Origin of the sequence: Saccharothrix coeruleofusca (genome assembly GCF_017876325.1) — a bacterium.
GTDB classification, from domain to species: Bacteria; Actinomycetota; Actinomycetes; order Mycobacteriales; family Pseudonocardiaceae; genus Actinosynnema; species Actinosynnema coeruleofuscum.
Genome location: NZ_JAGINV010000001.1, coordinates 3,749,784 through 3,776,220, shown reverse-complemented (window position 1 = coordinate 3,776,220; position 26,437 = coordinate 3,749,784). Strand labels below are relative to the sequence as shown.

The 26,437-nt window shown below is 73.0% G+C and carries 26 protein-coding genes and 1 pseudogene; 10 read left to right on the top strand and 17 right to left on the bottom strand.

Translation table 11 applies throughout. The annotated features are described in order from the left end of the window. Nucleotides 1-17: 17 nt before the first annotated feature. The 5 genes from JOF41_RS17055 to rpmB form a co-directional block, all read right to left on the bottom strand. Nucleotides 18-1,175, bottom strand: coding sequence for a GTP-binding protein (locus tag JOF41_RS17055; RefSeq protein ID WP_209620170.1), 1,158 nt, complete (start codon nt 1,173-1,175; stop codon nt 18-20). Between the two features lie 61 nt (nt 1,176-1,236). Next, nucleotides 1,237-1,470 (bottom strand): 30S ribosomal protein S18, encoded by a 234-nt coding sequence (gene rpsR / locus JOF41_RS17050; RefSeq protein WP_189225127.1) that lies wholly within the window; start codon nt 1,468-1,470, stop codon nt 1,237-1,239. A gap of 8 nt (nt 1,471-1,478) precedes the next feature. Continuing rightward, nucleotides 1,479-1,775 (bottom strand): 30S ribosomal protein S14, encoded by a 297-nt coding sequence (gene rpsN, locus JOF41_RS17045; RefSeq protein ID WP_189225128.1) that lies wholly within the window; start codon nt 1,773-1,775, stop codon nt 1,479-1,481. Further along, nucleotides 1,775-1,942, bottom strand: coding sequence for a 50S ribosomal protein L33 (rpmG, locus tag JOF41_RS17040; protein WP_189225129.1), 168 nt, complete (start codon nt 1,940-1,942; stop codon nt 1,775-1,777). Before rpmG ends, rpsN begins: the two co-directional genes overlap by 1 nt. After that, nucleotides 1,942-2,181 (bottom strand): 50S ribosomal protein L28, encoded by a 240-nt coding sequence (rpmB, locus tag JOF41_RS17035; protein ID WP_229795969.1) that lies wholly within the window; start codon nt 2,179-2,181, stop codon nt 1,942-1,944. The genes rpmG and rpmB overlap by 1 nt, the downstream gene beginning before the upstream one ends. A gap of 49 nt (nt 2,182-2,230) precedes the next feature. Here rpmB and mrf point away from each other — a divergent pair, with 49 nt between their 5' ends. From mrf to rpmF, 3 genes are read left to right on the top strand one after another with little or no spacing between them, the layout of a single operon-like run. Continuing rightward, complete coding sequence (gene mrf / locus JOF41_RS17030) at nt 2,231-3,325, top strand: ribosome hibernation factor-recruiting GTPase MRF (protein WP_209620167.1); 1,095 nt, start codon at nt 2,231-2,233, stop codon at nt 3,323-3,325. Continuing rightward, on the top strand, nt 3,322-3,573 hold the full coding sequence (locus JOF41_RS17025; RefSeq protein WP_209620165.1) for a type B 50S ribosomal protein L31: 252 nt from the start codon (nt 3,322-3,324) through the stop codon (nt 3,571-3,573). The genes mrf and JOF41_RS17025 overlap by 4 nt, the downstream gene beginning before the upstream one ends. 1 nt (nt 3,574) lies before the next feature. Next, nucleotides 3,575-3,736 carry a 50S ribosomal protein L32 gene (rpmF, locus tag JOF41_RS17020; protein ID WP_209620163.1) on the top strand — a complete coding sequence of 54 codons (162 nt, stop codon included), beginning with the start codon at nt 3,575-3,577 and terminating at the stop codon, nt 3,734-3,736. A 148-nt stretch (nt 3,737-3,884) separates the two neighbouring features. Here the strand turns inward: rpmF and JOF41_RS17015 are convergent, their stop codons facing one another. From JOF41_RS17015 to JOF41_RS16990, 7 genes and pseudogenes are all read right to left on the bottom strand, one after another. Continuing rightward, nucleotides 3,885-4,625 carry a class I SAM-dependent methyltransferase gene (locus tag JOF41_RS17015; RefSeq protein WP_209620160.1) on the bottom strand — a complete coding sequence of 247 codons (741 nt, stop codon included), beginning with the start codon at nt 4,623-4,625 and terminating at the stop codon, nt 3,885-3,887. After that, complete coding sequence (locus tag JOF41_RS17010; protein WP_209620156.1) at nt 4,622-5,098, bottom strand: Fur family transcriptional regulator; 477 nt, start codon at nt 5,096-5,098, stop codon at nt 4,622-4,624. The genes JOF41_RS17015 and JOF41_RS17010 overlap by 4 nt, the downstream gene beginning before the upstream one ends. Nucleotides 5,099-5,117: 19 nt before the next feature. After that, a complete protein-coding gene (locus JOF41_RS37825; protein ID WP_307867441.1) occupies nt 5,118-5,552 on the bottom strand; it encodes a methyltransferase in 435 nt (144 codons plus the stop codon). Nucleotides 5,553-5,626: 74 nt separating this feature from the next. Then, nucleotides 5,627-6,088: pseudogene (locus JOF41_RS37820) on the bottom strand (methyltransferase family protein); the annotation flags it as partial. Nucleotides 6,089-6,286: 198 nt separating this feature from the next. Beyond that, on the bottom strand, nt 6,287-7,285 hold the full coding sequence (locus tag JOF41_RS17000; protein WP_209620153.1) for a WxL protein peptidoglycan domain-containing protein: 999 nt from the start codon (nt 7,283-7,285) through the stop codon (nt 6,287-6,289). Between the two features lie 68 nt (nt 7,286-7,353). Continuing rightward, nucleotides 7,354-8,796, bottom strand: a complete 1,443-nt coding sequence (locus tag JOF41_RS16995) for a choice-of-anchor M domain-containing protein (protein WP_209620150.1) — start codon at nt 8,794-8,796, stop codon at nt 7,354-7,356. Between the two features lie 148 nt (nt 8,797-8,944). Continuing rightward, entirely contained in the window at nt 8,945-11,194 is a 2,250-nt protein-coding gene (locus tag JOF41_RS16990) for a TIGR03773 family transporter-associated surface protein (RefSeq protein WP_209620146.1), read from the bottom strand. Between the two features lie 159 nt (nt 11,195-11,353). Here JOF41_RS16990 and JOF41_RS16985 point away from each other — a divergent pair, with 159 nt between their 5' ends. The 4 genes from JOF41_RS16985 (at nt 11,354) to JOF41_RS16970 (ending at nt 15,432) form a co-directional block, all read left to right on the top strand. After that, complete coding sequence (locus JOF41_RS16985) at nt 11,354-12,400, top strand: GTP-binding protein (protein ID WP_209620143.1); 1,047 nt, start codon at nt 11,354-11,356, stop codon at nt 12,398-12,400. 120 nt (nt 12,401-12,520) lie between these two features. Further along, nucleotides 12,521-13,648, top strand: a complete 1,128-nt coding sequence (locus tag JOF41_RS16980) for a FecCD family ABC transporter permease (protein WP_209620140.1) — start codon at nt 12,521-12,523, stop codon at nt 13,646-13,648. Nucleotides 13,649-13,651: 3 nt separating this feature from the next. Further along, nucleotides 13,652-14,443, top strand: coding sequence for an ABC transporter ATP-binding protein (locus JOF41_RS16975; RefSeq protein ID WP_209620137.1), 792 nt, complete (start codon nt 13,652-13,654; stop codon nt 14,441-14,443). Continuing rightward, nucleotides 14,440-15,432, top strand: a complete 993-nt coding sequence (locus JOF41_RS16970) for an ABC transporter substrate-binding protein (RefSeq protein WP_209620134.1) — start codon at nt 14,440-14,442, stop codon at nt 15,430-15,432. Before JOF41_RS16975 ends, JOF41_RS16970 begins: the two co-directional genes overlap by 4 nt. Before the next feature lie 70 nt (nt 15,433-15,502). Here the strand turns inward: JOF41_RS16970 and JOF41_RS16965 are convergent, their stop codons facing one another. Genes JOF41_RS16965 through JOF41_RS16950 form a run of 4 tightly spaced genes read right to left on the bottom strand, consistent with a single transcriptional unit; the run spans nt 15,503 to nt 19,071 of the window. Continuing rightward, entirely contained in the window at nt 15,503-16,507 is a 1,005-nt protein-coding gene (locus tag JOF41_RS16965) for a pyridoxal-phosphate dependent enzyme (protein ID WP_209620131.1), read from the bottom strand. After that, nucleotides 16,470-17,516, bottom strand: a complete 1,047-nt coding sequence (locus JOF41_RS16960; protein ID WP_209620127.1) for a GHMP family kinase ATP-binding protein — start codon at nt 17,514-17,516, stop codon at nt 16,470-16,472. Before JOF41_RS16960 ends, JOF41_RS16965 begins: the two co-directional genes overlap by 38 nt. Beyond that, the gene (locus tag JOF41_RS16955) at nt 17,513-18,343 is read right to left on the bottom strand and encodes a Rossmann-like domain-containing protein (protein WP_209620125.1); all 831 of its coding nucleotides are present in this window, start codon (nt 18,341-18,343) and stop codon (nt 17,513-17,515) included. The genes JOF41_RS16960 and JOF41_RS16955 overlap by 4 nt, the downstream gene beginning before the upstream one ends. After that, nucleotides 18,340-19,071 carry a class I SAM-dependent methyltransferase gene (locus JOF41_RS16950; RefSeq protein WP_209620122.1) on the bottom strand — a complete coding sequence of 244 codons (732 nt, stop codon included), beginning with the start codon at nt 19,069-19,071 and terminating at the stop codon, nt 18,340-18,342. The genes JOF41_RS16955 and JOF41_RS16950 overlap by 4 nt, the downstream gene beginning before the upstream one ends. Before the next feature lie 293 nt (nt 19,072-19,364). Here JOF41_RS16950 and JOF41_RS16945 point away from each other — a divergent pair, with 293 nt between their 5' ends. Next, on the top strand, nt 19,365-20,555 hold the full coding sequence (locus JOF41_RS16945) for an MFS transporter (protein ID WP_244991222.1): 1,191 nt from the start codon (nt 19,365-19,367) through the stop codon (nt 20,553-20,555). Between the two features lie 161 nt (nt 20,556-20,716). Here JOF41_RS16945 and JOF41_RS16940 read toward each other — a convergent pair whose 3' ends face one another. Then, the gene (locus tag JOF41_RS16940) at nt 20,717-23,887 is read right to left on the bottom strand and encodes a S8 family peptidase (RefSeq protein WP_209620119.1); all 3,171 of its coding nucleotides are present in this window, start codon (nt 23,885-23,887) and stop codon (nt 20,717-20,719) included. A 543-nt stretch (nt 23,888-24,430) separates the two neighbouring features. Here JOF41_RS16940 and JOF41_RS16935 point away from each other — a divergent pair. Both JOF41_RS16935 and JOF41_RS16930 read left to right on the top strand, forming a co-directional pair. After that, on the top strand, nt 24,431-25,720 hold the full coding sequence (locus JOF41_RS16935) for a sensor histidine kinase (protein WP_189225147.1): 1,290 nt from the start codon (nt 24,431-24,433) through the stop codon (nt 25,718-25,720). Next, nucleotides 25,717-26,409, top strand: coding sequence for a response regulator transcription factor (locus JOF41_RS16930; protein WP_189225148.1), 693 nt, complete (start codon nt 25,717-25,719; stop codon nt 26,407-26,409). The genes JOF41_RS16935 and JOF41_RS16930 overlap by 4 nt, the downstream gene beginning before the upstream one ends. The last annotated feature ends 28 nt before the right edge of the window (nt 26,410-26,437 follow it).

Here is a 26,437-nt window from a genome sequence, read left to right as displayed (position 1 = left end):
GGCCGAGCCCTCCCCCTTCACAGCTCCGCGGTGTGGCGGGAGGGCGGGAAGTGGTGCTCGTGGTCGTGCGGGTCGAGGTCCCACGGCGGCAGCGGGTCGTCCATGCGACGCCAGGCGGTGGGACCCGCGGCCAGTTCGGCGTCGGTGAGCAGGGCCGGGTCCAGGCGGCGGCGCGGCTCGTCGGGGTCCAGGCCGATGCCGATGAAGACCAGCTCCTGGCGGGCGGTGTGGCCGGTGAGCGACTCGCCCGGCTCGATGGTCATGTTCGGGCCCGCTTGGGACCACACGGCCAGGGTGCTCGGACGGCTGGCGAGGTGGCAGAACCCCTTGCTGCGCACCACGCCGGTCCAGTCCTCCAGCGCGGCGGCCAGGCGGGCGGGGTGGAACGGGCGGTCGGCGCGGTAGGTGACCGAGCGGATGCCGTACTCCTCGGTCTCCGGGGTGTGGGAGCCCGCCAGCTCCTGCGCCCAGCCCGGTGACGTCGCGGCGCTGACCGGGTCGTAGCGGCCGGTGTCGAGCACCTCGGCCATGTCCACCACGCCGCGGTGGGAGCGGATCAGCCGGGCGGCCGGGTTGAGCTCGCGCAACAAGCCCTCGGTGGTGGCCAGCCGCTCCGGAGTGGCGAGGTCGGTCTTGTTGAGCACCAGCACGTCGGCGAACTCGACCTGGTCCACCAGCAGGTCGGAGATGCCGCGCTCGTCGCCGTCGGCCGCTTCGAGCCCGCGCTGGTCGAGCCGGTCGCCGCGTTCCAGCTCGGGCAGGAAGGTCGAGGCGTCGACCACGGTGACCGTGGTGTCCAACCGGGCGTGGTCGGACAGGCTGGTGCCGTCCTCGAAGGTCCACTCGAAGGTCGCCGCGACCGGCATGGGCTCGGAGATGCCGGTGGACTCGATCAGGATGGCATCGAACCGGCCCTCCCGGGCCAGCGCGCCGACGCTCTCCAGCAGGTCTTCGCGCAGGGTGCAGCAGATGCAGCCGTTGGTCAGCTCGACCAGGCGCTCACCGCCCCGGCCGGACACCAGCGAGGCGTCGATGTTGACCTCGCTCATGTCGTTGACCACCACCGCCACCCGGCGTCCCCCGCGATTGGCCAGGACGTGGTTGAGCAGGGTGGTCTTGCCCGCGCCGAGGAAGCCGGACAGCACGGTGACGGGAACTCGCGGATCGGTGGTCATGGGTTCTTCCTGGTGGGGGGGCGGTGTGCTCCGCCCGCGCGGGCGGAGCACACCGGTGGGGTCAGCGACCCCGGGACGGGTAGGGCAGCAGTGCCATCTCGCGGGCGTTCTTGATCGCGGTGGCGACCTGGTGCTGCTGTTGCGGGGTCAGGCCGGTGACGCGGCGGGAGCGGATCTTGCCGCGGTCGGAGATGAACTTGCGCAGCAGGTTCACGTCCTTCCAGTCCACCTCGGTGACGCCCTCCTTGCGCAGGAGGTTGACCCGCCGCTTGGCGGGGCGTTCGACTCGGGGCACGGTTCCTCCTACCAGCTGGACTTGGTCACGCCGGGCAGCTCGCCGCGGTGGGCCATCTCGCGCAGGCGGATGCGGGACAGGCCGAAGGCGCGGAAGACCGCGCGGGGGCGGCCGTCCACGGCGTCGCGGTTGCGCAGCCGGGTGGGGCTGGCGTCGCGGGGCAGCCGCTGCAGCGCGGCCAGCGCCTCGTCCCGGCGCTCGGGGTCGGTGCGGATGACCTCCTTCAGCTCCGCGCGCCGCTGGGCGTAGCGGGCGACGGTCTCGCGCCGCTGCCGGTCGCGGGCGATCTTGGACTTCTTGGCCATCAGCGCTCCTCCTTGAAGTCGACGTGGCGGCGCACGACGGGGTCGAACTTGCGCAGCACCAGGCGGTCGGGGTCGTTGCGGCGGTTCTTGCGGGTGACGTAGGTGTAGCCGGTGCCCGCGGTGGAGCGGAGCTTGATGATCGGCCGGAGGTCGGTGGACTTGGCCATCAGAGCTTCACCCCCTGCTTGCGCAGCTGGGCCACGACGGATTCGATGCCGCGCTTGTCGACGGTCCTGATGCCCTTGGTGGACAGCGTCAGCACGACGTAGCGGTTCTCCGAGGGCAGCCAGAAGCGCCTGCGCTGGGTGTTGGGCAGCCAGCGCCGCGAGGTGCGCCGGTGCGAGTGCGAGACCTGCTTGCCGTAGCCGGGCTTGCGCCCGGTGACCTGGCAGTGCCGTGAGGACACGGTACCTCCGCTTTGTGAAACGACAATCGTTTCCGTTAGGCTAGCCCACATGGGAACCGAGGTCCTACTGGTGGCCGGATTCACCGCCCACGACGTGGCCGAGGAGGTCTGGCGCGCCTGGCCGGGGTCGGTGCTGGTCCGCCACGACCTGCGCGGTCTCGCCGAGGGCGTGGTGCGCCGCTGGGTCGACGGCGAGCTGAGCGTGCTGGAACTGGCCCACGGCTGCGTCTCGTGCACGTTGCGCCTGGACCTGCTGCCGCTGCTGGAGCGCTTGGGCGGTCGGGTGGTCGTGCACCTGGACCCGGTGCTGGAACCGGAAGCGGTCTGCTTCGCCCTGCGCGGGATCGACGCGCGGGTCGAGGCCGTGGTCACCGCGGTGGACCGGACGACCTGGTTGGCCGACGCCACCGGCGACGACACCCTGGACGAGCGCGGTCTGGGCGCGGGGGACGGCGACGAGCGGACCGTGGCGCAGGTGGTCGTGGGGCAGGCCGAGTTCGCCGACGCGATCGTGCTGACCGGCGCGGGCGACACCCCCGCGCTGGGAGCCGTGCTGGACCGGTTGAACCCGCTCGCGCCGCGCCGGGACCGCGACGCCCTCGACGTGGCGGAGCTGCTGGCCGCGATCCCCCGCACGGCCCGCAGGGGCCGTTTCGACGACGGCTTCGGCGTCCTGCTGCACGGGCAGCCGCCACTGGAGCCCGCGCACGGCGCGGCCGTGGTCCACTTCACCGAACGGCGCCCGTTCCACCCGATGCGGCTGCACGAGGCGATCGACGTGCTGCTCGACGGTGTCGTGCGCACGCGCGGCCGGGTGTGGGTGGCCAGCCAGCCGGATGTCGCGCTGTGGCTGGAATCCGCGGGAGGCGGGCTCAACGTCGGCAACCTCGGACCGTGGCTCGCGGCCGTCGAGGACTGGTCCGAGGTGCCCGCCGAGCGCCGGGCGGCCGCTTCGGCCGTGTGGCACCCCCGCTTCGGCGACCGGTCGCAGGAACTGGTCGTCATCACCTCCTCCGCGTCGGCGGAGGAGATCACCGCGGCGCTGCGCGGCGCGCTGGTGACCGACGAGGAACTCGCGCTGGCCGACGAGCTGGAGTTCGTCGACCCGTTCGCGCAGTGGCACGACGAGATGGAGGAGCTGTGAAGCAGGGCATCCACCCCGACTACCACCCGGTGGTCTTCCAGGACCAGTCCACGGGCAAGGCGTTCCTGACCCGGTCCACGGCCACGTCGAACCGGACGGTCGAGTGGTCGGACGGCAACACCTACCCGCTGATCACGGTCGACATCACCGCCGACTCGCACCCGTTCTGGACCGGCAACCAGCGCGTCGTGGACACCGCGGGCCGCGTGGAGAAGTTCAACCGCCGCTACGGGAAGAGGAACCGCTGACATGGCCGTGCCCAAGCGCAAGACCTCGCGCAGCAACACCCGCCACCGCCGCGCGCAGTGGAAGGCCCAGGCGCCCGACCTGGTGCCGGTCACCACCCTGGACGGCCGCAAGCTGGTGGTGCCCCGCAGGCTCGTGGCCGCCTACCGGCGCGGCCTGCTGTAAACCCGGCCGACGCGGGGCCGCGGCGGACCCGGCGCGTGGAACCACCCCGCACTGATCGCCGGGAACAGGCGATCGGTGCGGGGTGGTTCCGCAAGCTGGTGGTCGAGCGGGCCGGGTGGTGAAACCGACAGCGTGCCCGAACCGACCACTAACGCCGCCGCCAGGCCAGCAGTCCGTCCCGCAGGTCGGTGGTGGGCTCGAAGCCGGCATCGCCCAGCTCGGCGTGCAGCACCTCATCGGAGACGACGAACGACGGGAACGACACCGACTCCTCGGAGATCAGGCGGTCGCCCTCGTGCACCCGGTAGGTCATCGTCCACACCAGACCGTCGCCGTCCACTGTGGCCTCCGCGACCGTGTCGTAGCGGCGACGTCCGAGGGTGCGGCCGGGCATGGTGGTCGGCGGCACCGCCACCGGGGTCTGCGGGGCCTGCACGTCCACCACGATCAGGCCGCCGGGATTCAGGCGCGCCGCCCAGCGCGCCCACAGCGCCTCGCGGTCGGCGGGGGAGAAGTGGGTGAGCACGTGCAGCAGCACGACCGCGTCCACCGGGCCGTCGACCTCGGCGGTCAGCGCGTCCTCGGGCAGCACGGTCACCGGCGGGTCCTCCAGCGCCGCCAGCCGGGTGATCAGCGCGGCGCGCATCACCGCGGCGGGCTCGACGGCGAACACCTCGCCGCCGTCGGGCAGGTTCGCCAGCAGGGTCTCGGTGAACTGGCCGGTGCCCGAGCCGATCTCCACCACGCGCCGCGCGCCCGCCAGCCGAGTGGTCAGCGCCGCGCTCACCGCGTCGCGCAGGTCGGCTGGGAAGATCAGGTCGTAGTACTGGGCGTTGACGGCGTAACCGTCCGCGCCCCCGGTGTCGGTGGCGGTCGTGGTGGGACTCATCGCTCAGCTTCCTCCGGTGGTTCCGGGACGGTCCTCGCCGATCGCGTTCCGGTCGCGCGCCCGGCCGGGCAGCGCGGGCACAGACCGGTCAGGTCGGCCCAGGTGGTGATGTCGGAGAACCCGTGGGCGGCGGCCGCGTCGGCTGCCCACCTCAGCACGGCCGAGGCGTCCACCGGGGTCGCGTGGCCGCAGCGCACGCAGGTCAGGTGGTGGTCGTGGGTGTCGTCGGTCCTGAGGTGGAACAGGTGGCGCCCCTGCCGGTCCAGCCTGGTGCCGATGACGCCCGCGTCGACCAGGGTCGCGATCTGCCGGTACAGCGTCGACAGACCCACGCGCTCACCGCTCGCCCGCAGGGCGTGGTGGATCGTGTGGACCGCTGCCGGTCCGGGCAGGCAGGCCAGCGCGCGCAGCACCGCGCGCCGGTGGGGTGTCATCCGGAGCCCGGTGACCCCGTCGGCGTTGCTCCGGTCCACTGTCGCACCTCCGGTGCGGTCAGGAGGCGACGGCCTCGATCAGGGAGAACCCCGATGGCGGCAACGGGGTGACGTCGGTGACCGTGAAACCGCCGCCGTGCAGCAGGGTTGCGAACTCGGCGCGCGCGCGTTCCCGGCCGCCGAGGTTGACCAGCATGTTCAAGTCGCTGAGGTAGACCACCGGTGACGGGGCGTCCTCGACCGCCTCGGGGAGCAGTGGCTCGACGACCAGCAGCCTGCCGTGCTCTGGCAGCGCGCGTCGGCAGTGCCCGAGGATCGTGGTGGCGCGTTCGTCGTCCCAGTCGTGCAGGACGCTCTTGAGCAGGATCGCGTCGGTTCCCGTGGGGACCGAGGTGAAGAAGTCGCCGGTCCGGATGGCGCACCGCGACGCCACACCCGCCGCGCGCAGCGTGTCCTCGGCCCGCGCGACGCCCTCGGCCGTGTCGAACAGCACCCGCGCAGCTCCTCGTGCCCGCGCAGGATCGCGGCCAGCAGCGTGCCGTCGCCACCTCCGACGTCGGCCACCACGCCGAAGCGCCCGAAGTCGTACGCTCCGGGCAGGGTGGCCGCGACGAGGCGGGTGCCCTGGCTCATCGCGGCGTTGAACCCGGCCGCCAGTTCCGGCGAGGTCCTCAGGTGGTCGAAGAACGGCGCCCCGAACTCGTCCTCGAAGGTGGTGCGGTCGGCCGCGACGGCCTCGTCCAGGCGGTGCCACGGCCGCACCATGACCGGGTCGGTGAACACCTGGGCGAACGCGTGCAGGGAACCCCGACCGGTGGACCTGAGCATCCCGCCCATCGGCGTCAGGGCGAACCGGTCGTCATCGCGCGCCACCGCTAAGCCGAGCGCGGTCGCCGCGCGCAGCAGGCGGCGCGTCGTGCCGGTCGGGGTGCCGCACGCGCCTGCCACCTCTTCGGTGGACCGCTCCGCTTCGCCGAGGGCGTCCGCCACGCCGAGTCGGACGCATGCGCCCACGACCTGGGAAGCCATGGAACCGAAGATCAGGTTCATCAGAGCGCGGTGCGGGTCGGTGATCGTGTCCTGCGACAAGAGGTCCCCCTGCGGATGCGCCGAACGACAACGATAATCAAAACCAAGATACCCGGTGATCACGCGTGTTGTCGTGGTCGGAATCAGCGGCCCGCCCCTGGAGCGGCACCCCACTCGCACGCCTGACCGGGCAGCGGGTCAGGGCTTGGTCGCCACTCGCAGGGCGCGGATCCGCCGCCGGACGCGCCACAGCGCGACGAGGAGGCCGACGAACAGCACCAGCGTGCCCGTCGCGGTCCACGACAGCGCCCAGACGGTGGTGCCTGCGGTGGCCGGCTCCACCGCTCCGGCCAGGTCCTGCGTCGCCGAGGTGACGGGTTCGGCCCGCACGCGGACCTCGTGCGGACCCAGCGGCCAGATGCCGGTGAGGGTGTGGGTCAGGGTCACGGCGTTGCCGGGCAGCAGTTCGGGGAGCACCTCGCCGGTGGTGCCGCGTTCGACGAGGCCGAGGGGACCGCTCGCGTTCACCGAGGGGCGCAGCGCGAGGCGCAGGTTGCCGTCGTTGACGATGGTGTAGGTGACGTCGACCTCGCCGGTGCCGACCGGGTTGAGCGTGCCGTGGTGGGTGGCGGTCAGCGAGTCGATCCGCGCGGAGGCGGTGATCGGGCCCGCCACGCGGACGTAGAGCCTGCTGCCCACGCGGCGCTCCACCTCGACGGGGGTGTCTCCGCCGGTGGTCAGCGCGGCGACGAGGCCGCCGACGTGGTCGCCCGGTTCGGCGTCGGCGGGAACGGTGACGCTGAAGGGCACGATCGCGGTCTCGCGCGCGGGCACGACGACCCGAGGCGCGGAGACGGTGATCCACTGGCCGATCACGGTGGAGGGCTCGTCGCGGGCGAGCAGGTCGAAGCCGCCGGTGCCGGTGTTGACCGCGTCCCCCGCGTACAGGTCCAGCGCCAGTTCGGTCTCCCCGAGGTTGCGCACGGCGAGGTGGTCGTCGTAGCGCATGCCCGGCTCCACGACGTAGTCGAACCGCGCTCGTCCGTCGGGGCCCGCGGCCGAGGCCGGTGCGACCGACCACGTCTGCCGCCCGGTGTCGCCGTCGGCGGGTTGGGCCGAGGCCCGCGGCACGGGCAGCAGGCTGGTGACGACAAGGGCCGTCCCGATGAGGCGGACCGCGGTCGACAGGGTTCTCACGAGTGCTCCAGCACGGGAAAAGGGGAGTGCGGGTCCGCTCCTCGGAGCGGACCCGCACCGGGGTGGGATCAGATGGCGGTGAGGATGAGCAGGGCCCGGTAGGTGCCCGGCGCCAGGTCGGCCGGGGCCTCCAGACTCAGCTCGGCGCCGAGCTGAGCGGTGCCGCGACCGGCGCCCGCCGCCGCGGTGCCCAGCTGCGACCAGGTGGCCAGGCCGTTGCCCGCGGCGAAGCCCGAGGCGACCTGCGGACCCGCGGCCACGGTCTGGTTGGGCGAGGCGGACAGCACGGTGGGCGTCCAGCCCAGGTACTTGCCGCCGAGCTGCTGCCCGTCCACGGTGGTGAAGGCGCGCACCCGGCCGGAGGCGTTCCAACCGGGGTTCTCCGCACGGGTGTCGGTGACCGTGATCGGCTTGAGCGCGCCCGCGGCGGTGTAGCGGTCGGCGGCCGGGTTGAGCGTCAGCGCGCCGAGGTCGACCTCGCGGTTCTCCGGGGCGACGCTGAGCACGAGCGCGCCCTGCTGCTCGGACAGGGTGGCGGTGATGGTCGGGCCGTTGACCGGGTCGTTGCCGTGGTCGTCGACGTCGATGACGACCGGCGCGGACTCGGCGATGAGCTGGTGGTCGCGGTTGTAGAGCACGGCCTTGATCTCGCGGTTGTCGTCGGAGGTGCGGACGACGAAGCCGTACTTGGCGGTGTAGGCGTCCGGCACGAACGACCACTGGGTCTCGCCCGCGGCGCGGGTCAGCCAGTGGTAGTGGTCCTCGTCGGTGGGCGGGGTCTGCACCGCGGTCAGCGCCGCGACGCCGCCCGCGTGGTAGTGGCTCGCCAACCCGGTGATGGTGAGCTGCGTGGCAGGGGTGCCGGGATCGGGCGTCGGCTCCTGCGGCAGCTCCTCGCCGACGAAGAACGTGTAGACGACGGGCTGGAGCCGCGTGGGCGTGCCGCCGGGTGGCGTGACCGCGGCGCGCACGGTCACCTGGTACTCGCCCTGCTCGGTGAAGCCCCAGTTGGCGTGCTCGTGGTCGGCCGCGCTGGTGAACGACTTCGGCCCGCCGTCGGCGGAGGCGAGGAAGACGTTCGGGCCGTCCTCGCCGTTCTGCCACAGCGCGAACGCGCCGGGGCCCCGCACCGAGTCGAGCTCGTAGGTCACCGACGTGCCCTCGGCCACGGCGGAGCTGTAGCCGAAGCCGCCGAACACCTGGCCCGCCTGGGAGGTCTGCGGCAGCAGGTAGTAGGTCTGGCCCTGCGGCTTCCAGCCGGGCAGGGTCGCGACGGTCGCGCTGACCGTGCGCGAGGCCACCGACGGCTTGGCCTGGATCACCAGGTCGCCGGGTGCGACGTTGCCCGCGGCGGTGTGCGCCACCAGGGTGTGCGCGGAGTCCACCACGTCGACGTAGAACACGTCGACGTGGCCTTCGGACACGACCTGCTTGTCGGCGTAGGCGGACTCGGCGTTCGCGGTCCCGGTCAGGGAGCCGACGGCCAGGCCCAGTGCGGTCAGCGACGCCACAGCGGCGACGCGACCGGTGACCCGCGTTCTGCGTTCTCGTACTGTGTTCAAGGTCTTCCTCGGTTCTGCCGCTCCCCTGCGGGGAGGGCGTGGGTGGGGATGGCGCACGGGCGCCGGGGATGTGTTCGGTTCCTCCCTCGCGGGTGTGTCAACGCCGTCGCCGCACCGCGGCCAACGTCGTCAGGCTGGTGAGCAGGAAGCCCAGTGGGAGCAGCAGCGCGGCGACGACGACCAGGGCGACGACCAGCTCGTCGTCGAGGCCCGTGTCCGCCAGCCCGCCCGCGCCGAGGGCGCAGTCCTGCCCGTCGGGGGTGTGGCCGACCTGCTCGACCACTTCCGACTTCGGCCGGGCGGTCTTCGGGTCGCCCGGCCCGACGTGGAAGGCCAGGGTGCTGCGGGCGGTGGTCGGGCGGCCGTCGACGGTGGCGCTGAACGAGAAGGTCACCGCGTAGCCGCCGGGCGCAGTGAAGGCCCAGACGCCGTGCACGTGGACGCCGGACCGTCCAACCGGGACGGTCGTCGCCCTGGGGAAGCCGTCGGCGGTGCCGAAGTAGCGGTCGCCGACGCCGCCGAACGGGTCCTGACCGTAGACGGCGAGCTTGCCCGGTCCCCGGACCTCCTCCAGGGTCATCGTGACGTCCCCGGTGATCCCGGTGAGAACGGACGGGTGCTGGGTGTTCCAGCCCAACCACGGGATGCCCGAGCGCTGCGTCAACGGCATCATCCACACGGGACCGCCGCCGAGGAAGTCGTAACCGGACCCGGCCGGTGGCGTGGTCCGGGCGGTGTCGTCGAGGTGGAACACGTACCCGCCGGGGTCGCGGAACACCGGCTCGCCGTCGCGGTCGTCCTTGATCCGCGCGGTGAGCGCGCCACCTTCGACCACCGGTCCGTAGTCGAAGTGGCCGTCGGTGACGACTTCCACCTCGCCGGGCTCGACCACGCGGGTCACCGACGTGGGCACGCACGGCGGGGGCGGCGCGCCGGGGCCGGTGGGCGGCTCGGTCGGGGACGGGGACCTACCGGAGGCGGTGGTGGTGGCGGTGGACGTGGGCGCGGGGTCGGGCGTGGGTGCCGGGTCGGGCGTGGTGGTCGTCGGCGGCGCCGGGTCGATCGCGAGCGGGACGGCGCGCGCGGTGGCGACCACCCGCCCCTGCGGGTCGCGCACGTCGAACCCGAGCAGGGCACCGTCGAGGTCGGCGGTGGCGGGGAGGGTCAGCGCCGGACCGGTGCCCCGGTCGGTGACGCGGTCGCCGACGCGCGTCCACCAGGAAGCGGTGCGGTCCGCTCGTTCGGGGGTGATCAGCGCGGAGGCGGTGATGGTCTGGCCGGTGGCGTAGCGGTCGCGGACCCCGGTCACCACCGCGCCCGCAGGCGCCCTCGGGTTGGCGACCGTCGGGGAGTCGGACGGGGCGACCAGGTCGCCGATCGCCGGGACGAAGCGGGCGGTGAAGGCGAGCGCGTCGGGGACGTCGGGCAGCGACAGCGCGCCGCGACCGCCGTCGAGGGCCGCGTGCCCCACGACCTCGTCGCGGTCGGCGTGGTGCCGCGTGAACTCCACCCACCCGGTCGGGACGCCGCCGTCGAGGTGCGGCGGACCGCCGGTGACGGTGGCGGAGAGCCGGAGTCCTCCGCCCGCTTCCCCGACCTCCAGCGCGGTGGAGGTCGGGGTGGCCGCGTGCGGGCCGACCGCGAAGACGTAGCGGGTCGAGGCGGAGACCAGGGGCGTGCCGGAGGTGGTCGTGGCCGACGCGGTGAACTCCAGCTCGTACACGCCGGGCGCGGTGAACGCCCAGTTGGCGTGCGCGTGGGTCGGCACCGAGGCGCGCAGGGTGCGCACGCCCGCGTCCCGCGAGCTGAACACGCGCTCGGGGCCGTCGGTGCCGGTGAAGTAGACCTCCACGTTGCCGGGGCCTCGCGCGGAGCGCAGCGTGATGTCCACGGTGTCACCGGCCAGCGCGCCGCGCGGCACGCCCTCGGTGTTCCAGCCCGCCCACAGCACACCCGGCTGCGATGCCTGGGGCAGCACGTGGATCGGGGCGCCCGCGGGCACGCCGAGGAAGGCGTAGGCGGGTGAGGACGGGGCGCGTCGCGCCGCGGCGTCGCTGACGTGCACCGTCGTGCGCGCCGGGTCGAAGCGGGTCGCGACCCGGTCCACGTCGGCCTTGCCCGCGACGACGAGGCGGCCCTCGTCGAGGAGCACCGAGACGAGGTCGGCGTGCCCGGTGGAGAGCAGCTGCCTGCCCGCAGGCCGAGGCGCCGGGCCCTCCGCGGCGTGCGCGGGGACGAGACCGCCGGAGAGCGCCACGAGGAGCGCCGCGATCACGGCACGCACCGATCTCGGCGCTCGCGCCGTGGTCCACCCGCTCTTGTCGCGGCAGGCCGCGTGGTTCGGCATCGCTCCCCCAGTGGTCGTCTACTGGCAGAACTTAAGGCAAAGGACAATCGTTTTCAATAATTGCTCGATCGCGACCCGCCCCGTCGCGCTCCGGCGGTGGCGTCGGATCGCCGGGTGAACGTGGTTGTACTGAAAATCATTGTCGTTTACCGTGGTCGTGTGGACACATCCGTCGTCTTGGTCGCAGGGTTGGGCGAGCACTCCGTCGCCGAGGAGGTGTGGCGGGCGCTGCCGGGTTCGGTGCTGGTGAGCCACGACCTGAGCGAGTTGTCCGACGGCGTGGTGCGGCGCTGGGTCGACGGGGTGCCGACCGAGCTGCGCCTGGAGCACGGCTGCGTCTCGTGCGCGATGCGCTCGGACCTGCTGCCGCTGCTGCGGCGGCTGCGGGGTCCGGTGGTGGTGCACCTGGACCCGGCCCTGGAGCCCGAGGCGGTGTGCCTGGCGCTGGAGGGCGAGCCCGTGCGCGTCGAGGCGGTCATCACCGTCGTGGACCGCGCCACGTGGTTCGCCGACGCCACCGGGGGTGACCTGATGGCCGAGCGCGGGCTGTCCGCGGCGCCCGGCGACGCCCGCACCGTGGCGCAACTGGTCGTGGGACAGGCGGAGTTCGCCGACGCCCTCGTGCTGACCGGGCCGACCGGTGACGAACGGGTGTCCGCCGTCCTGGAGCGGCTCAACCCCCTCGCGCCCCGGTGCGAGTTGTCGGTGCTCGACGTCGACGCGTTGCTGGCCTCGATCCCGCCGGGATCGCGCCGGGGGGAGGTGGACGACACCTTCGACGCCCTGGTGCGGGGCGAAGTTCCGGGGGAACCCGCGCACGGCGTGCACCTGGTGCGCTTCACCGCGCGTCGCGCCTTCCACCCCGTGCGCCTGCGCCGCGTGCTCGCCGCGCTCTCCGGTGGTGTCGTGCGCATGAGGGGCAGGGTCTGGCTGGCCGGTCGCGACGACTCGGTGCTGTGGCTGGAGGGGGCGGGCCGCGCGGTGCGGATCGGCGACGTGGGCCCCTGGCCCGCCGCTGTCGGCGGTTCGTCCGGGGCGGACGGGCGCGGGCGGGCGCAGGACTTGGTGGTCGTCGCGTACCGGGGAACGGGGGAGGTGATCGAGGCCGCGCTGAGCGAGGCCCTGCTCACCGACGAGGAGCGGTGGTTGGCGGCCGAGCTGACCTTCGCCGACCCGTTCCCCGGTGCGCGCGAGACGCTCGGGTGACCAACGCGGTGCGCGTCGGCCGCCGGTGGAGTTCCGAGGCGGCCGGGCGGGCCGCGCCGCACGGGATGTCGCACAGGACGTCGAGCCGGGCAGCCACTCGATCGTGCTACGTTCCTGTCAATGAAAATCAATGCCAAAGTCGCGGACGGGGGACAGGCTCCGCCCGCGCGGGTTCGCGGCGACGAGGCGGTCCGGGGGCTGCCGACCGCGTCCGGCCGCCCCGGAACCGCCGCCGCCTGCGCGGTCCTGGGCGCCGCGCTGGTGATCTCCGTGCTCGCCGCGATCAGCCTCGGTTCGGCGGTGATCCCCTTCGGCGACACCACGCGCTTCCTGTGGGCGGCGCTGACCGGCGGCGTCATCTCCGCCGACGAGGTGACGCAGTACCAGATCATCTGGCAGGTGCGCACGCCCCGCGTCGTGCTGGCGGCCGTGGTCGGGGCCGGGTTGAGCGCCGTCGGCGTCGCGGTGCAGGCCATGGTGCGCAACGCGCTGGCCGATCCCTTCATCCTCGGCGTGTCCTCGGGCGCGTCGGTCGGCGCGGTGTCGGTCACCGTGTTCGGCGCGCTGGCGGGGTTCGGGATCTACGCGGTGTCGGTGGGGGCCTTCCTCGGCTCGCTGGTCGCCTCGGGGCTGGTCTACCTCGCCGCGCGCTCGGCGACCGGGGTCACCCCGCTGCGCCTGGTGCTGACCGGCGTGGCGCTGGCGTTCGGGTTCGAGGCGCTGATGAGCGTCATCGTGTACTTCGCCCCCGACAGCGAGGCGACCAGCACGGTCCTGTACTGGACGATGGGCAGCTTCGGCGCGGCGACCTGGGGCGCGCTGCCGGTGGTGACCGCGGTGGTGGTCCTGGCCGTGGTGGCGCTGCGCCGGGCCGCGCGGGGACTGGACGTGCTGTCCTTCGGCGACGAGAGCGCCGCGAGCCTGGGGGTGGACGCCGACCGGCTGCGCGGGTGGCTGTTCGTGGTCACCGCGCTGGCCACCGGGGCGATGGTGGCCACCAGCGGTGCGATCGGGTTCGTCGGCCTGGTCGTGCCGCACCTGGTGCGCATCGTGGTCGGCGCGGGCCACGCCAGGGTGCTGGTGATCGCGCCGCTGTTCGGCGCGGTGTTCATGGTGTGGGTCGACCTGGTCTGCCGTGTCGTGGTCGCGCCGCGCGAGCTGCCCCTGGGGGTGATCACCGCGCTGGTCGGCGTTCCGGTGTTCATCACGCTGATGCGCCGCCGCGGCTACCTGTTCGGGGGGCGGTGACCAGTGGAACTGGACGTTGACCGGCTGTCGGTGGAGCTGGCCGGACGCGCGATCGTCGAGCAGGTCTCGCTGCGCGTGGGCAGCGGCTCGGTGGTCGGGCTGGTCGGCCCCAACGGCTCGGGCAAGTCCACCGTGCTGCGCTGCGTCTACCGGGCGCTGCGCCCCCGGTCGGGGGTGGTGCGGGTGGGTGGTGCCGACATCGGCGCGATGTCGCCGCGCGAGAGCGCCCGCCTGGTGGCGGCGCTGACCCAGAACAGCTCGGGCGAGCTGGACTTCACCGTGGCGGAGGTCGTCGCGCTGGGGCGTGCGCCGCACCTGAAGGGCAACGCGCCGCTGAGCGCGCGGGAGGCCGCGCTGTGCGAACGCGCCATGCGCCAGGTCGGCGTGGACCACCTGGCGCACCGCGGCGTGCTGTCGCTGTCGGGCGGCGAGCGGCAGCGCGTGCTCATCGCCCGCGCCCTGGCGCAGGAACCCGAGGTGCTGGTGCTGGACGAGCCCACCAACCACCTCGACCTGCGCCACCAGGTCGACCTGCTGCGCCTGCTGCGCGACTCGGGGCTCACGGTCCTGGTGGTCCTGCACGACCTGAACCTGGCCGCGGCGGCCTGCGACCGGCTGTGCGTGCTCTCGGAGGGCGCGCTGGTGGCCTCGGGAACACCGGCCGAGGTGTTGACCGAGCAGCTGCTGCGCGAGGTGTTCAGCGTCCGCGCCTCGGTCGTCGAGCACCCGCTGGACGGGGTGCCCCAGATCTTGTACACGCTCGCCAACCACGTCGAAGAGGGAAGCGCACCATGAGATCACCCACCTCCGGCCGACGGCTCGCGATCACCGCGGCAGCGGCAGCGCTGTTGTCCGGCTGCGGCGCCCAGGTCCAAGGCGCCGGGGAGCAGAACGCCGCCGTGGTGGTCAACCGCTGCGGCGAGCAGGTCGAGTACCGCGTGCCCCAGCGGGCCGTGGTCTACGAGGGCGGCAGCGCCGACAAGCTGTTCTCCCTGGGACTGACCGAGCACGTCCACGGCTACGTCATGCCGCCCGCCAACCCGCCGGTCACCGAGTCGCCGTGGGCGGCCGAGTACGCCGAGGTCGAGTTCCTCAGCGACGACCTGCTCAACCGCGAACTCGTCGTCGACGCCAAGGCCGACTTCGTGGTGGCGGGCTGGAACTCCGGTTTCAGCGACCAGCGCGGCATCACGCCGGAGATCCTCGACGGCTTGGGCGTGCAGAGCTTCATGCACACCGAGTCCTGCTTCAACTACCCGAACTTCCCCGAGCGCAAGCCCCCCTTCGAAGCGCTCTACACCGACCTGGAGCGGCTGGGGAAGATCTTCCGCGTGGAGGACAAGGCCCGCGAGGTGGTCGACGGCCTCAGGACCAGGGTGGAGGCGGTGAAGTCGCGGGTGCCGCAGGGGGAACCGGTGCCGGTCTTCCTCTACGACTCCGGCACCGATCAGCCCTTCACCGCGGGCAGCCAGGTGCCGCCCACCGAGATCATCGCCTTCGCGGGCGGGCGCAACATCTTCGCCGACCTCGACGCGCGCTGGACCAAGGTCGGCTGGGAGCAGGTCGTGGAGCGGGAGCCGGAGGTGATCGTGATCCTCGACTACGGCGACAAGCCGGCCCAGGAGAAGATCGACTTCCTCAAGTCCTCGCCCACCACCGCGAAACTGCCCGCCGTGGTCAACGACCGGTTCTACGTGCTGGACTACAACGAGGGCATCAGCGGTCCCCGCAACGTCGACGGCCTGGAGGGCTTCGCCGAGTACATGCGGGGCCTGCCGCGCTGAGGTGACGGGGAGATCCGCGTGCGCGAGCACGGGGAGGTGGGCGCACGCGGATCTCCCGCCCACCCCGCCGTCAGCGGTGGCCGGTGGGCGCGGGAGCGCGTTTCCAGTCCATCCGACACCACGGCAGGGCGAGCTCATCGGTGGTGGAGACCTGCGTCGGGGCCAGCGAGTCCAGCGGCGCGGCCCGCTCGTGCCGGGCGAAGACCGACTCCGCGTAGCGGTGGCCGGTGTCGGCCGCGATGAACACCACCGTCCGGGTCGGCGCGAGCCCGCGCTCCCACCGGGCGCACGCGTAGGCCGCGCCGGTGGACAGGCCCGCGAACACGGCGTGGCGGCGCAGCAGATCGACGCTGCCCGACATGGCGGTGTCGAAGGACGTCCAGTGGATCGTGTCGTACATCCGGTGGGAGACGTTGTCGAAGACGATGGAGCTGCCGATGCCCGCGATGATGATCTCCGGGTCGTGCACGTGCTCGGCGCCGAAGGTGATGCTGCCGAAGGGCTGCACCCCGACCAGCGTGGTGTCCGGCGCGTCGCGGCGCAGGTAGGTGGCCAGCGCGCCGGTGGACGCCCCGGAGCCGACGCCGCCGACGAGGGTGATCCCGTCGCCCAGCTCGGCGGCGAGGCGTTCGGCGATGGGGCGGTAGCCGAGGTAGTGGATGTCGTCGTGGTACTGCCGCATCCAGTGGTAGTCGGGGTGCTCGGCGAGGATCTCCCGGATGCGGCGCACCCGCCGGTCCTGGTCGTGCTTGAGGTTCGCGGACGGAGGCATCTGCTCCAGTTCCGCCCCCAGGATCGCGAGTTGCGTCCGCAGCGTCGCGTCCACGGTGGTGGACCCGATGATGAGGCACCTCATGCCGAAGCGGTGGCAGGCCAGCGCGAGGGCGTAGGCGTAGATGCCGCTGGAGCTGTCCACCAGGGTGTCGCCGGGGCGCACCAGACCGCGGTCGAGCAGGTGCTCGACCGCGGCCATCGCCGAGACGACCTTCATCGTCTCGAACCTCAGGCACACGACGCCTTCTTCCACCGCGATCAGGTCAGGGGTTCCGATGGCCGTTGCGACGTGGTCGTGCACGGTCCTCCTCCGCGGGGGTGGTGGGTCGGCTCCCGGAAGTGGTGAACACGCTGGTGATCGGGATTCCGGCGCGTCCAAGCAGGTCCGCGCAGGCGTTGGCGCGACGCCCGGCCCCGGCGCGGTCGGCGGGGAACAGCACGCCCGCGACGTTGCCGCTGTGGGCGATCTGCACGCCGACCGCGCCCGCCCGCTCGGCCACCTCGATCAGCAGGGGCAGCTCCGGTTTGGGCAGTCGTCGTTGGTTGAGCCGGGCGCTGCGGGTGCAGACCCGGCCCAGCAGTTCGGGATCGCCACGGCTGATCGCGCGGCGGATGTCCGCGCGCAGCCCGGCGAACACCTCGACCTCCTCGTCGTCGTAGTCGTCGCTGGGCAGGGCCGCCGTGTCGACGGGCGCGCCACCGCCGGTCAGGCAGCTCACCACCACCAGCGGCGGCAACCGGTCGCCGAGCACCTCGATGACGGTCCCCTCGCGCTGGGCGAACAGCAGGGGGCGGTCGTCGAGCATGAGCGGGTCGCTGGCGGTCTCCACCCGGACCGCGATGGCCGCGACGACCCGCGCGGGCAGGGTGGTGCCGTAGCTGTCGGCGACCGCGCGCACCGCCGCGATGAGGTCGCTGGTGGACGAGCCCATGCCGACGCCGACCGGAACGCCGCCGCGCAGCAGGACGCGGCCCCCGTCCGGCCGCTGCCCGGTCCGGCGGACGCACTCCGCGACGGCGAGCGCCGCCGCGCGAGCGGTGTTGGTGCGGTCGGGTGGGTCCACGCGGATGTCGGAGGGGGACAGCGCGCGGTCCCGCCGGAACTCCGCGTGCGTGGCGGGCTCCGCGACGGGCAGGGTGACCAGGCCGTTGCGGCGCCCTCCCCGTCGGTCGGGGAAGCAGCCCTGGAGCAGTTCGCCGTGGTGGCAGGCCGCGCGTCCCCTGCCCACGGCGGGCGGCGGGCCGCCGGTGAGCGGTGGTCGGTCCAGCACTGTCGTCGCGGCTTCCGGCCCGCTTCGCGCCGTCTTCATCGGGTCCGATCTGCGCGATACCGGTACAGGACGGTGGTTTCCGCGCTGAACTGCGAGAAGGGGAAGGGTTCGGCCGACAGCGCGGTGACCCCGCCGCCGAGGAACTGCCTGGCGATCGCGCTGCCGCTCTGGGCGTAGACCACCAGCGGAACGCCCCGCTCCCGGCAGCGGCGCAGGATTCGGTCGAAGGTGCCGTTGCCCAGCGTCATCCCGGTGGCCACGACGGCGTCGGCGACGTCGAGCACCTGGTCCATGTCGCGGGTCACGGCGTCGCCCCACTGCGTGGCGCGGAGGTTGTAGTCGCAGGGCAGGCACTGGGCTCCGCGCTCGCGGATGGCGGCCACCAGGGGGTTGACCACGCCGATCAGCGCGACCTTCGCCCCGGCGGGCACGTCGAGCAGCTCCGCGATGGCGGCGTCCCTGGCCCGCGCGCGGACCTCAGGCGTGCCCGAGGGCAGGGCGACGGCCTCCGCGGCGGTGGCTTCGCGGTGCGGCGCGGTGGAGCCGAAGTAGGCGTCCAGCGCCGCGATGCGCAGGGGCAGCGGGGAGTCGCGCAGCAGTCGGTCCAGCGGCTGGCCCGACGCCTCGGCGCACACGTCCGGGGTGATCTCGCCGTGCTCGAACGCGCAAGCGCCGAACGCGGAGCCGACCCGCACGAGCAGGTACTGGTTGCGGTAGGTGGTGTTCCCACCCGCCAGGCGGGTGCCGTGGTGGACCCAGAAGACGCTGGTGGCGGTGAGGGTGGCGGGGTCGGGACCGCGACGGGCGGCCAGGACCTGCGCGGCCAGGTCCTCGACGGTGTCGGCGTGGGCGGCGTCGAGGGTCATGCCTGGTTCCCCCCGGTGAAGCGGAAGATGTGGGTGATCACGCCGTCGTGCCAGTCGTGGCGGTGCTCGATCGCGGGCCGCAGTCCGGCGCTGATGGCGTGGCGGACGATCCGGTGCATGTCGGCGGTGTTGGACAGCGCGACGTAGACCCTGCCGCCGGGGGCGAGCAGGTCGCGGTCGACGATCTGGTCGAAGAACCGGGTGACGATCCCGGCCCCTTCGCAGACGTTGCGCACGACGTCGGGGTCGTCGCTGACCTTCTGGCTCACCGCGGGCGGGTTGAAGGTCACCACGTCCAGGCGGGTGCGGTCGGGGAGCGCTTCGAAGAGGTCGCCGACGAGGGGGACGAGCACGTCGCCGGTTCCGACGAACTGCTCGAAGTGCTCCCGCGTCGCGCGGACGCTGGGCTCGTGGACGTCCAGCGCGTAGATCCGCGCCGCGCCCGCGATCCCCGCCGCCACGGCTTCCGCGCCGAGCCCGACTCCCATCGCGGCGTAGACCAGGCCGCGCACGGCGATGGTGTTGTCGAGCAGCCGTTCGTGGATCATCCTGCTGGTGGCTCCAGGGGTGAACACGCCCGGGGGAACGCGGAACCGCCATCCGTTCCACTCGTAGGCGCGCGTGGAGCGGATGTCCTCCTTGGGCGTGTTGATGCCGATGATGTGCTCCGCGGGGAGCGGGTCGGGCAACTCCCGGAGGAGATCGGTGCTGGCCGAGGTGGTGTCCACGTGGTCTCCGCTGTGCTTCGGGCTGCGGAGGACCGCCCTCCGCGCAGTCACAGTAAGCAATGAAAATCATTTTCTTGTACCCCTGATCGGGTTACTGGGCCTCGCGCCGCCTGTTGACCGAGGGTGATCGGCGGGAGCGAAGAAGCCCTGGATGTCCTAGTGGGAACGACAACTGTTTTCACTACAGTGGCGCTCGCCCCATCGCGGGCGACCTGACACGGCCACAGCGAGGAGCAGACGTGACAGCGCCCGACACCGAGGACCCCGCCCGCGGTACTCCACCCCGGCGACCGCTGGTGCTCGACAGCCGGTTCCTGCGGCTGTGGTGCGGCGCCACCGCGTCGGGCCTGGCCACCTGGAGCCTGCCGTTCGTCCTGGGGCTGGCCGTCCTGGAACGCGAGCTCACCGCGACCGCGCTCGGCGTCGTGCTGGCGGCCCGCACGGTCGGGTTCCTGCTGGCCGTGCCCGTGGCGGGCGTGCTGGCCGACCGGTACTCCCGGCGCGCGGTCGTGCTCTGGGCCGGGCTCGCGGCGGCGGCCGCGTCACCGGTGATCGCGCTGGGACTGGGGCGCTCCACCGCGTTGATGGCCGCGGCGGCTGTCGTCGTCGGCGCGGGTCAGGGCGCGTGCCGCCCCGCGTTCCAGGCGCTCACGGCCGAAGTCGTCGCGGTCGCCGACCGGCAGCGGGCCAACGCGGCGATGACGATGGCCGTGCGCGTCACCTCCCTGGTGGCGCCGGGCGCGACCGCCCTGCTGGCCGCCGTGGCGGGGGTCTGGGCACTGCTGATCGGCACCGGCGCGCTGTGGCTGGTCACCGGGCTCCTGCCGCCCTCGGGCCGGGCCGGGCCCGCGCGCGTGGACTCCCGGTTCGACTTCGCGGGCGAGTTCCGCGAGGGCGTGCGCGAGGCGAGGAAGCACCCGTGGTTCCTCGCCGGACTGGGCGCGCTCACCGCGGTGATCGCCACCGGCTACTCCGCGACCGGGGTCGCGCTGCCCCTGGTCAGCCGGGACGACTACGGCTCGGAGTTCGTGCTCGCCGCGGCGAGCACCGGCTACACCGCGGGTGCGCTGGCGGGTGGTCTGCTGATGAGCCGCTGGAAGCCCGTCCGGCAGGGATGGGTCGCGATGGCCGGACTGGCCGCCTACGGACTCGCACCGCTGAGCCTGGTGCTGCCCACCGCGCCGATCGTGGTCGTCGCGGCCTACGTCGCGGCGGGGATCGGCATCGAGGTGTTCAACGTGCCGTGGTTCACGGCCATCCAGCACGAGGTCGCGCCGGACAAGATCGCCAGGGTGTCCTCTTTGGACTTCCTGCTGTCCTACGGCCTCGCCCCGCTCGGGCTGGTGGTGATGGCACCGGCCATCGAGTGGTGCGGCGCGCCCGCCGTGCTCCTGCTGTGCGCGCTGATCTGCTTCGCGGCACCGGCCGCGGCCGCGCTGCACCCGTCCTCCCGCACCCTGTCGGTCAACGGCGCGTGCCGCTGAGGTCGGCTGGAGCGGGGTCGTTCAGCGGTGGGCGGCGGGGCAGGGCACGACCCCGACGGAACTCCCGGCGGAGCGGCGTTTCGGCAACGTCCGCCCCGCCAGGGGTTCCCCATCCGCGCACCGAAGCCCCTCGAAGCCGCCTCAGCCCGAGGACAGGGGTTTCAGAGCACGATCTTGTACGCCCGGATGATGCTCACCTGACCCGTGTCGCCCGCGGCGTCGGTGACGGTGGCGCGCAACGAGGCGAACTCGGCGCCGTCGTCGTGCGCCACGACCGCCTCGCCGTCGACGACCGGCGTCCTCCGCCACGTGGCACCGTCGTCGAACGACACCTCCACGTCGACGCGCCGCACCTCCGGCGTGCCCGGCTGCTGCTCGACCTCCACCGGAATCTCGAGAACGCGGTCACGTGTCGCGTTGTCGTCGTCGAGCTCCGGCAGGAACCGCGGCACCGACATCGGCAACGCCTTCGGGCCGTCGGTGTGCGCCGACCGGAACGTCCACACCCCCAGGACCCTCGTGGACACGTCCGACACCGATCGCGACTGCTCCACTTCGACGCGGTAGGCGGCCTCGGCGGTGGGAACCCAGAAGTCCTCGTACTGGCGCGTCGTGGTCTCGCCGAACCGCACCCCCTCCCGGAACAGCGTGACCCGCCCCCTGGCGGACGGGCTGTCGCCCTGCCCGCCGTTGGAGTCGGTGAACAGGGGAACCGCCACGCCGATGGTGGCGCCGTGGCGCGTCAACGCCCCGTCCCCGACGGACGGGCCGAACACCGCGGTGTTGAGCTCCTGCCGGTAGGACTGGCCGATCCCGACCGACCGGGCCGGGAGCCTGAGCATGACCTCGGTGTTGCCGTCCGCGGAACGCTGCTCGAAGCCCCAGCTCCAGTCGACGTCCTCGCTGGCGGTGACGAGGTCCACGGCCTGCCCGCCTTCCGGCACCGCCGTGTCCGTGCCGATGGCGGGCCGGGGCGCCGCGTTCACCAGGTACTGCTTCCCCGGACCCGCGGACCGGATGTCGCTGGTCACCTCGGCCAGCTCGGACGCCTCCGCCGTGCGCTCGTAGCCGGTGGGCAGCCCGCCGGTTTCGGTCCAGTGCAGGCGGTAGGTCACCGGGGTCTTCCCATCACGCGGTGTTCCGGCGAACTGCGCGCCGAACGACGTGCTGAAGTCGGGGGAGTCCGGCCCGATCTGCGCGGTGAGGACGGTTCTGCCCATGGTGGACATCGTCACGGTCTCGGGCTTGCCCGCCGTCGTCGCGGTGAACAGCACGTAGCCGCCGCGCTGCCGCGCCGCCGGGTCCGGGGTGCTCATCCTCACCGGCTTGGCCGCGCGCGCGTCGAGCACGACGTGCGCTTCGCCGTCCAGCTCCAGCTTCGGCTGTGCCAGGATCGCGTACCTGCGGTCCTGGCCGGTGATCGTGGAGTACACGCGGTACTCGCCCTTCGGCAGGCGAAGGGGTTTGCCCGCTTCGGGTTCCCTGTCCACCAGGTGCTTGCGACCCGTCGCGACGTTGACGACCGTGGTCCGGAAGAAGTCGGACGGCGCGCCGTCGAAGTCGAGGTGGGTGAGCGCGAGGTCGTGGTGCTCGACCTCGCGGTTGACGCTGAGCAGCGTGCGCAGGTCGGCACCACCGGAGGCGATCAGCGCCCCGGCGTAGGTCCCGTCCGGCGCGGGAACCGCCGTGTCGGCCGTGATCGTCGCCCTCGCCTCGCCACCGGCGGGCACGGTCAGCCGCGCGGGTGACACGGTGAACATCCCGGCAGGCGCCTCGCCGCCGGGCCCGGTCACGTGCACCGCCAGGTCCAGCGCCACCGGCTCGGCACCGGAGTTGCGGTACGTCACCTCGCGGCTGACCCGCTCGTCGTCCTCGTGGGGCCACTGGCGCACCCCGAGGTCCACGTTGCCCGGCTCGGCGATCACCGTCCGGGCCATCGCCTTCGGCACGTCCACCCGGCCCGCGCCCTGCTCGAACGGCGCGAATCCCGCCCCGGCCGTCGCCGAGCCCATGATCGCCGCCTTGATCCGCTCACCCGACCAGTCCGGGTGCCGCTGCTTGAGCAGCGCGGCGACGCCTGCCACGTGCGGTGTCGCCATCGACGTCCCGGACATCGCGACGTGTCCTTCGGTGCCCGCTCGCGCGGCCACGATCTCCATGCCGGGAGCGGTCACGTCCGGCTTCACCGCACCGGTCGCGGTCGGCCCGCGACCGGAGAACCCCGCGACGTCGTCGGCGCGGTCCACCGCGCCCACCGACAACGCCGACTCCGCGCTGGAGGGTGTGCTGATCGTGCCCGGCGACGGCCCGCCGTTGCCCGCGGCGGCGACGAAGAGCACGCCCTTCTCGCGGGAGAACCGGTCGACCGCCTCCTCCAGCAGGTCGATCTCCGGTGTGTCCGTGTTGCCGAAGCTCATGTTGACGATCTGCGCTCCCTGGTCGACCGCCCACTGCATGGCCATGAGCGCCGCGGAGTCGCTGCAACCGCCGATACCGGGCACGCAGATCTGGCCGTCGAGCAGTTGCGCGTCCGGCGCGATGCCGCGGTACCGCTCGTCGGTGCCCGCGATCGTGGAGGCGATGTGGGTGCCGTGGCTCCGCTCGGCGGGCTCGACGGGCACTCCGGTGAAGTTGCGCTCCGCGATCACCTTGCCCGCCAGGTCGGGATGCGCGCCGTCGATGCCGCCGTCGAGCACGGCGACCTTCACCCCTCGGCCGGTCAGCCCGGCCTGCCACGCGACCGGAGCGCCGATCTGCTTCGCGCTCCGCTCCAGGGTGAGCTTGCGCTTGCCGTCCAGCCACACCTTCTCCACCGCGCCGTCGCGCAACGCCGCCCACGACTGGCCCGACTTCGCCACGGTGCCGGTGACCACGTTCAACGCGGGGACCGACTCCGCGACCGACATCGTGCTCAGATCCGCTCGCGCTCCCGCGGCGGGACGCACGATCACCGGCACCGTCGACCGCTCCGCGTCGTCGTACCCGAACTCCACCAGCGAGGTCACGTCGAACAGCCGCCGGTCGAGCTTGCCGCCCGCTATCAGCGGCTCCGCGTCGTCGGGGACGACGTACTGCCGCCCGTTCTCCGAGTACGTCGTGACGGGAACGTCCTCCCGTCCTGGCCCCGGCGTGTGCGAAACGATCCGGTCGCCCGCGACGACGACGCGGTCACCGGTGATCAGAGTGACGGTGCGGTGCGCCTCTCCTGACGGCGGCGCGACCCCATCCGCGGCCTGTGCCCGCACGACCGGTGCCCCACCGGTCGCCACGCCCGCCGAGATGACGAGGGCGGTGATACCCGTGCGAGCCCACCCCCATGGCCCTGTTCCCACTGAACCTCCTGCGTCGGGAGATATCCGTAGCCGCCCGTCGGCCGCTGCCCGCGTTGGCTGTCATTCACGCCCCTATTCGGCGAGTCGACGCCATCGCGGGATTCCGACTGCGGACGCTCATTCCGGCGGCCATTGCAGGTTGCCAGGCCGGGGAAGTGCGCGGTGGGTGATCTCGGAGCGGCACGCTCGCCGAACCCGTAGTCACGGACGGTGATAAGAGCTGCTACCGCCGTTGCGGCGGTGTTGTTCGTCGACGTGGGAGAGTTCGGCTCTGCCCGATCGGACACGGATATGCGGACCTTGCGGCCTCCGCCATTCGGTCGAATGGGTTGTCGTCGAGCGGTCGGCTCGCGAATTCAACAGGCGTTTTGTTGGCGGCGCTGAGCGCCGCGCGGCGGCAGGTGGTGTTCGAATGCTCGGTTCGCGCAGCTTCCCGGTAGGCGAACCGCGTTTTTCCGACCTGTCGTCGAGTACGTGGTGAACGGCGGTCGCGATAACATGCGCCCATGTTCCTGAACGACTTCGAACGGGGCTGAGCGGGTCATGGCCAGGGCGGGGGGCGGTGGCCTGTCACGCGGCACGTGGTGGCGGGGGGAAGCGGTCACGGCGACGGCGTTCGCGCTGTGCGTGCTCGGCGGCGTGGTGCGGGCCGACGGCACGCTGTCACCGCCGCCCGCCGCGGCCTACTTCATCGCCGCGCTGTCCTGCGCCGTGCTGCCCGCGCGGCACCGGGCGCCGCTGGTCGTCCTGGCCGCTACGACCGCGGGCGGCGTGCTGGTGTCACCCCTGGGGCTGTTGCCGACTCCGCTGATCGTGGCCCCCGTCCTGGTCGCCGCCTACTCCTACGCGCTCACCGCCCGCGACGAACGGCGCGCGGTGGTCGTGGTTTCGCTGACCTCCCTGGCGCTGCTCGCCTCCACCCCGCTGTTCGGGCACCTCTCGTGGCAGGACACGAGCCGGGTGGTGGCGGTGGCCGCGTTCCCGCTGATGGCCGGCCTGCTCGGTCGCTCGGTGCGCAACCGGCGGGCTTACCTGGCGGCGCTGGAGGAGCGGGCCCGGCGGGCCGAGGAGAGCCGGGAGAGCGAGGCGCGCCAGCGGGTGGCGGAGGAGCGGGTGCGCATCGCGCGGGAGCTGCACGATCTCGTGGCCCACCAGATCACCCTGGCCAACGCGCAGGCCAACGTCGCCGCCCACCTGTTCGACCGCCGCCCGGAGCAGACCCGCAAGAGCCTGGAGGAGATCGTCGGGACCACCAGCGACGCGCTCGACGAGCTGCGGGCCACGGTCGGCCTGCTGCGCCAGTCCGGGGACGCGGCCACGCCCGCCGATCCGGCGCCGGGGCTGTCCCGGCTGCCCGCGCTCATCGAGTCCTTCCACCGCGCAGGCCTGGAGGTGTCGGTGCGGCAGGAGGGCACGCCCAGACCGCTGCCGCCGGGGCTGGACCTCACCGCCTACCGCATCGTCCAGGAGGCGCTGACCAACGTGACCAAGCACGCGGGCACCGGTAGCGCCGGGGTGCGCCTCACGTGGGAGCACGACCGCGTGACCATCGCCGTCGCCGATGACGGAAGGGGCGTCCGCCCGGCGCCCACCGCGTCCGGGGTGCCGGGCCGCCCGCCCGGTTACGGCCTGATCGGCATGCGTGAACGCGCCACCGCGGTCGGCGGGCAGCTCTCCGCGGGCAAGCGCGCGGAGGGCGGGTTCCTCGTCTCCGCCCAGCTGCCCCTCCCACCCGCCAAGGACGCGACGCGGAGAACCGGCGCGGCGACGACCGGCGCGGGTCCGGTGGCGGATTCGGCAACGGGTGACGGGGAGCCGGGAGGGGCGCCGTGACGCTGCGAGTGCTGCTCGCCGACGATCAGGCCCTGCTGCGCGGCGCTTTCCGGGTGCTCCTCGACAGCGCCGACGACATCACCGTGGTCGGCGAGGCCGCCGACGGCGATGAGGCGGTGCGGCTCACCAGGCGGTTGCGCCCGGACGTGGTGGTCATGGACATCCGCATGCCCAGGGTGGACGGCATCACCGCCACGTCGCGGATCTGCGCGGACCCGGAACTGCGCGCCAGCCGCGTCCTGATCCTCACCACGTACGAGACCGACGAGCACGTCGCCCAGGCGCTGCGGGCGGGGGCGGGCGGTTTCATCGGCAAGGGCATCGGGGCCGAGGGCCTGCTGGACGCCGTGCGCACGATCGCGGGCGGGGAGACCCTGCTGTCCCCGACCGCGACCCGCTCCCTGGTCGCCCGTTTCCTGGCCATGCCCGACGACACCGCGCCGCACCACGCCGACCGGCTCGCCGTGCTCACCCCGCGCGAGCGCGAGGTGGTGACCCTGGTCGCGACCGGCCTGTCCAACCAGGAGATCGCCGAGCGGATGGTCGTGAGCCCTTTCACCGTCCGCGCCCACGCGCAGCGCGCCATGACGAAGCTGGGGGCCCGCGACCGGGCGCAACTGGTCGTCATCGCCTACCGGACGGGCCTGGCACAGGCCGACCCTCGCGGTAGCTCCGACCGCCTGCCGTAGCCGGTCGCCGGGATCGCCCCGGAAGGGC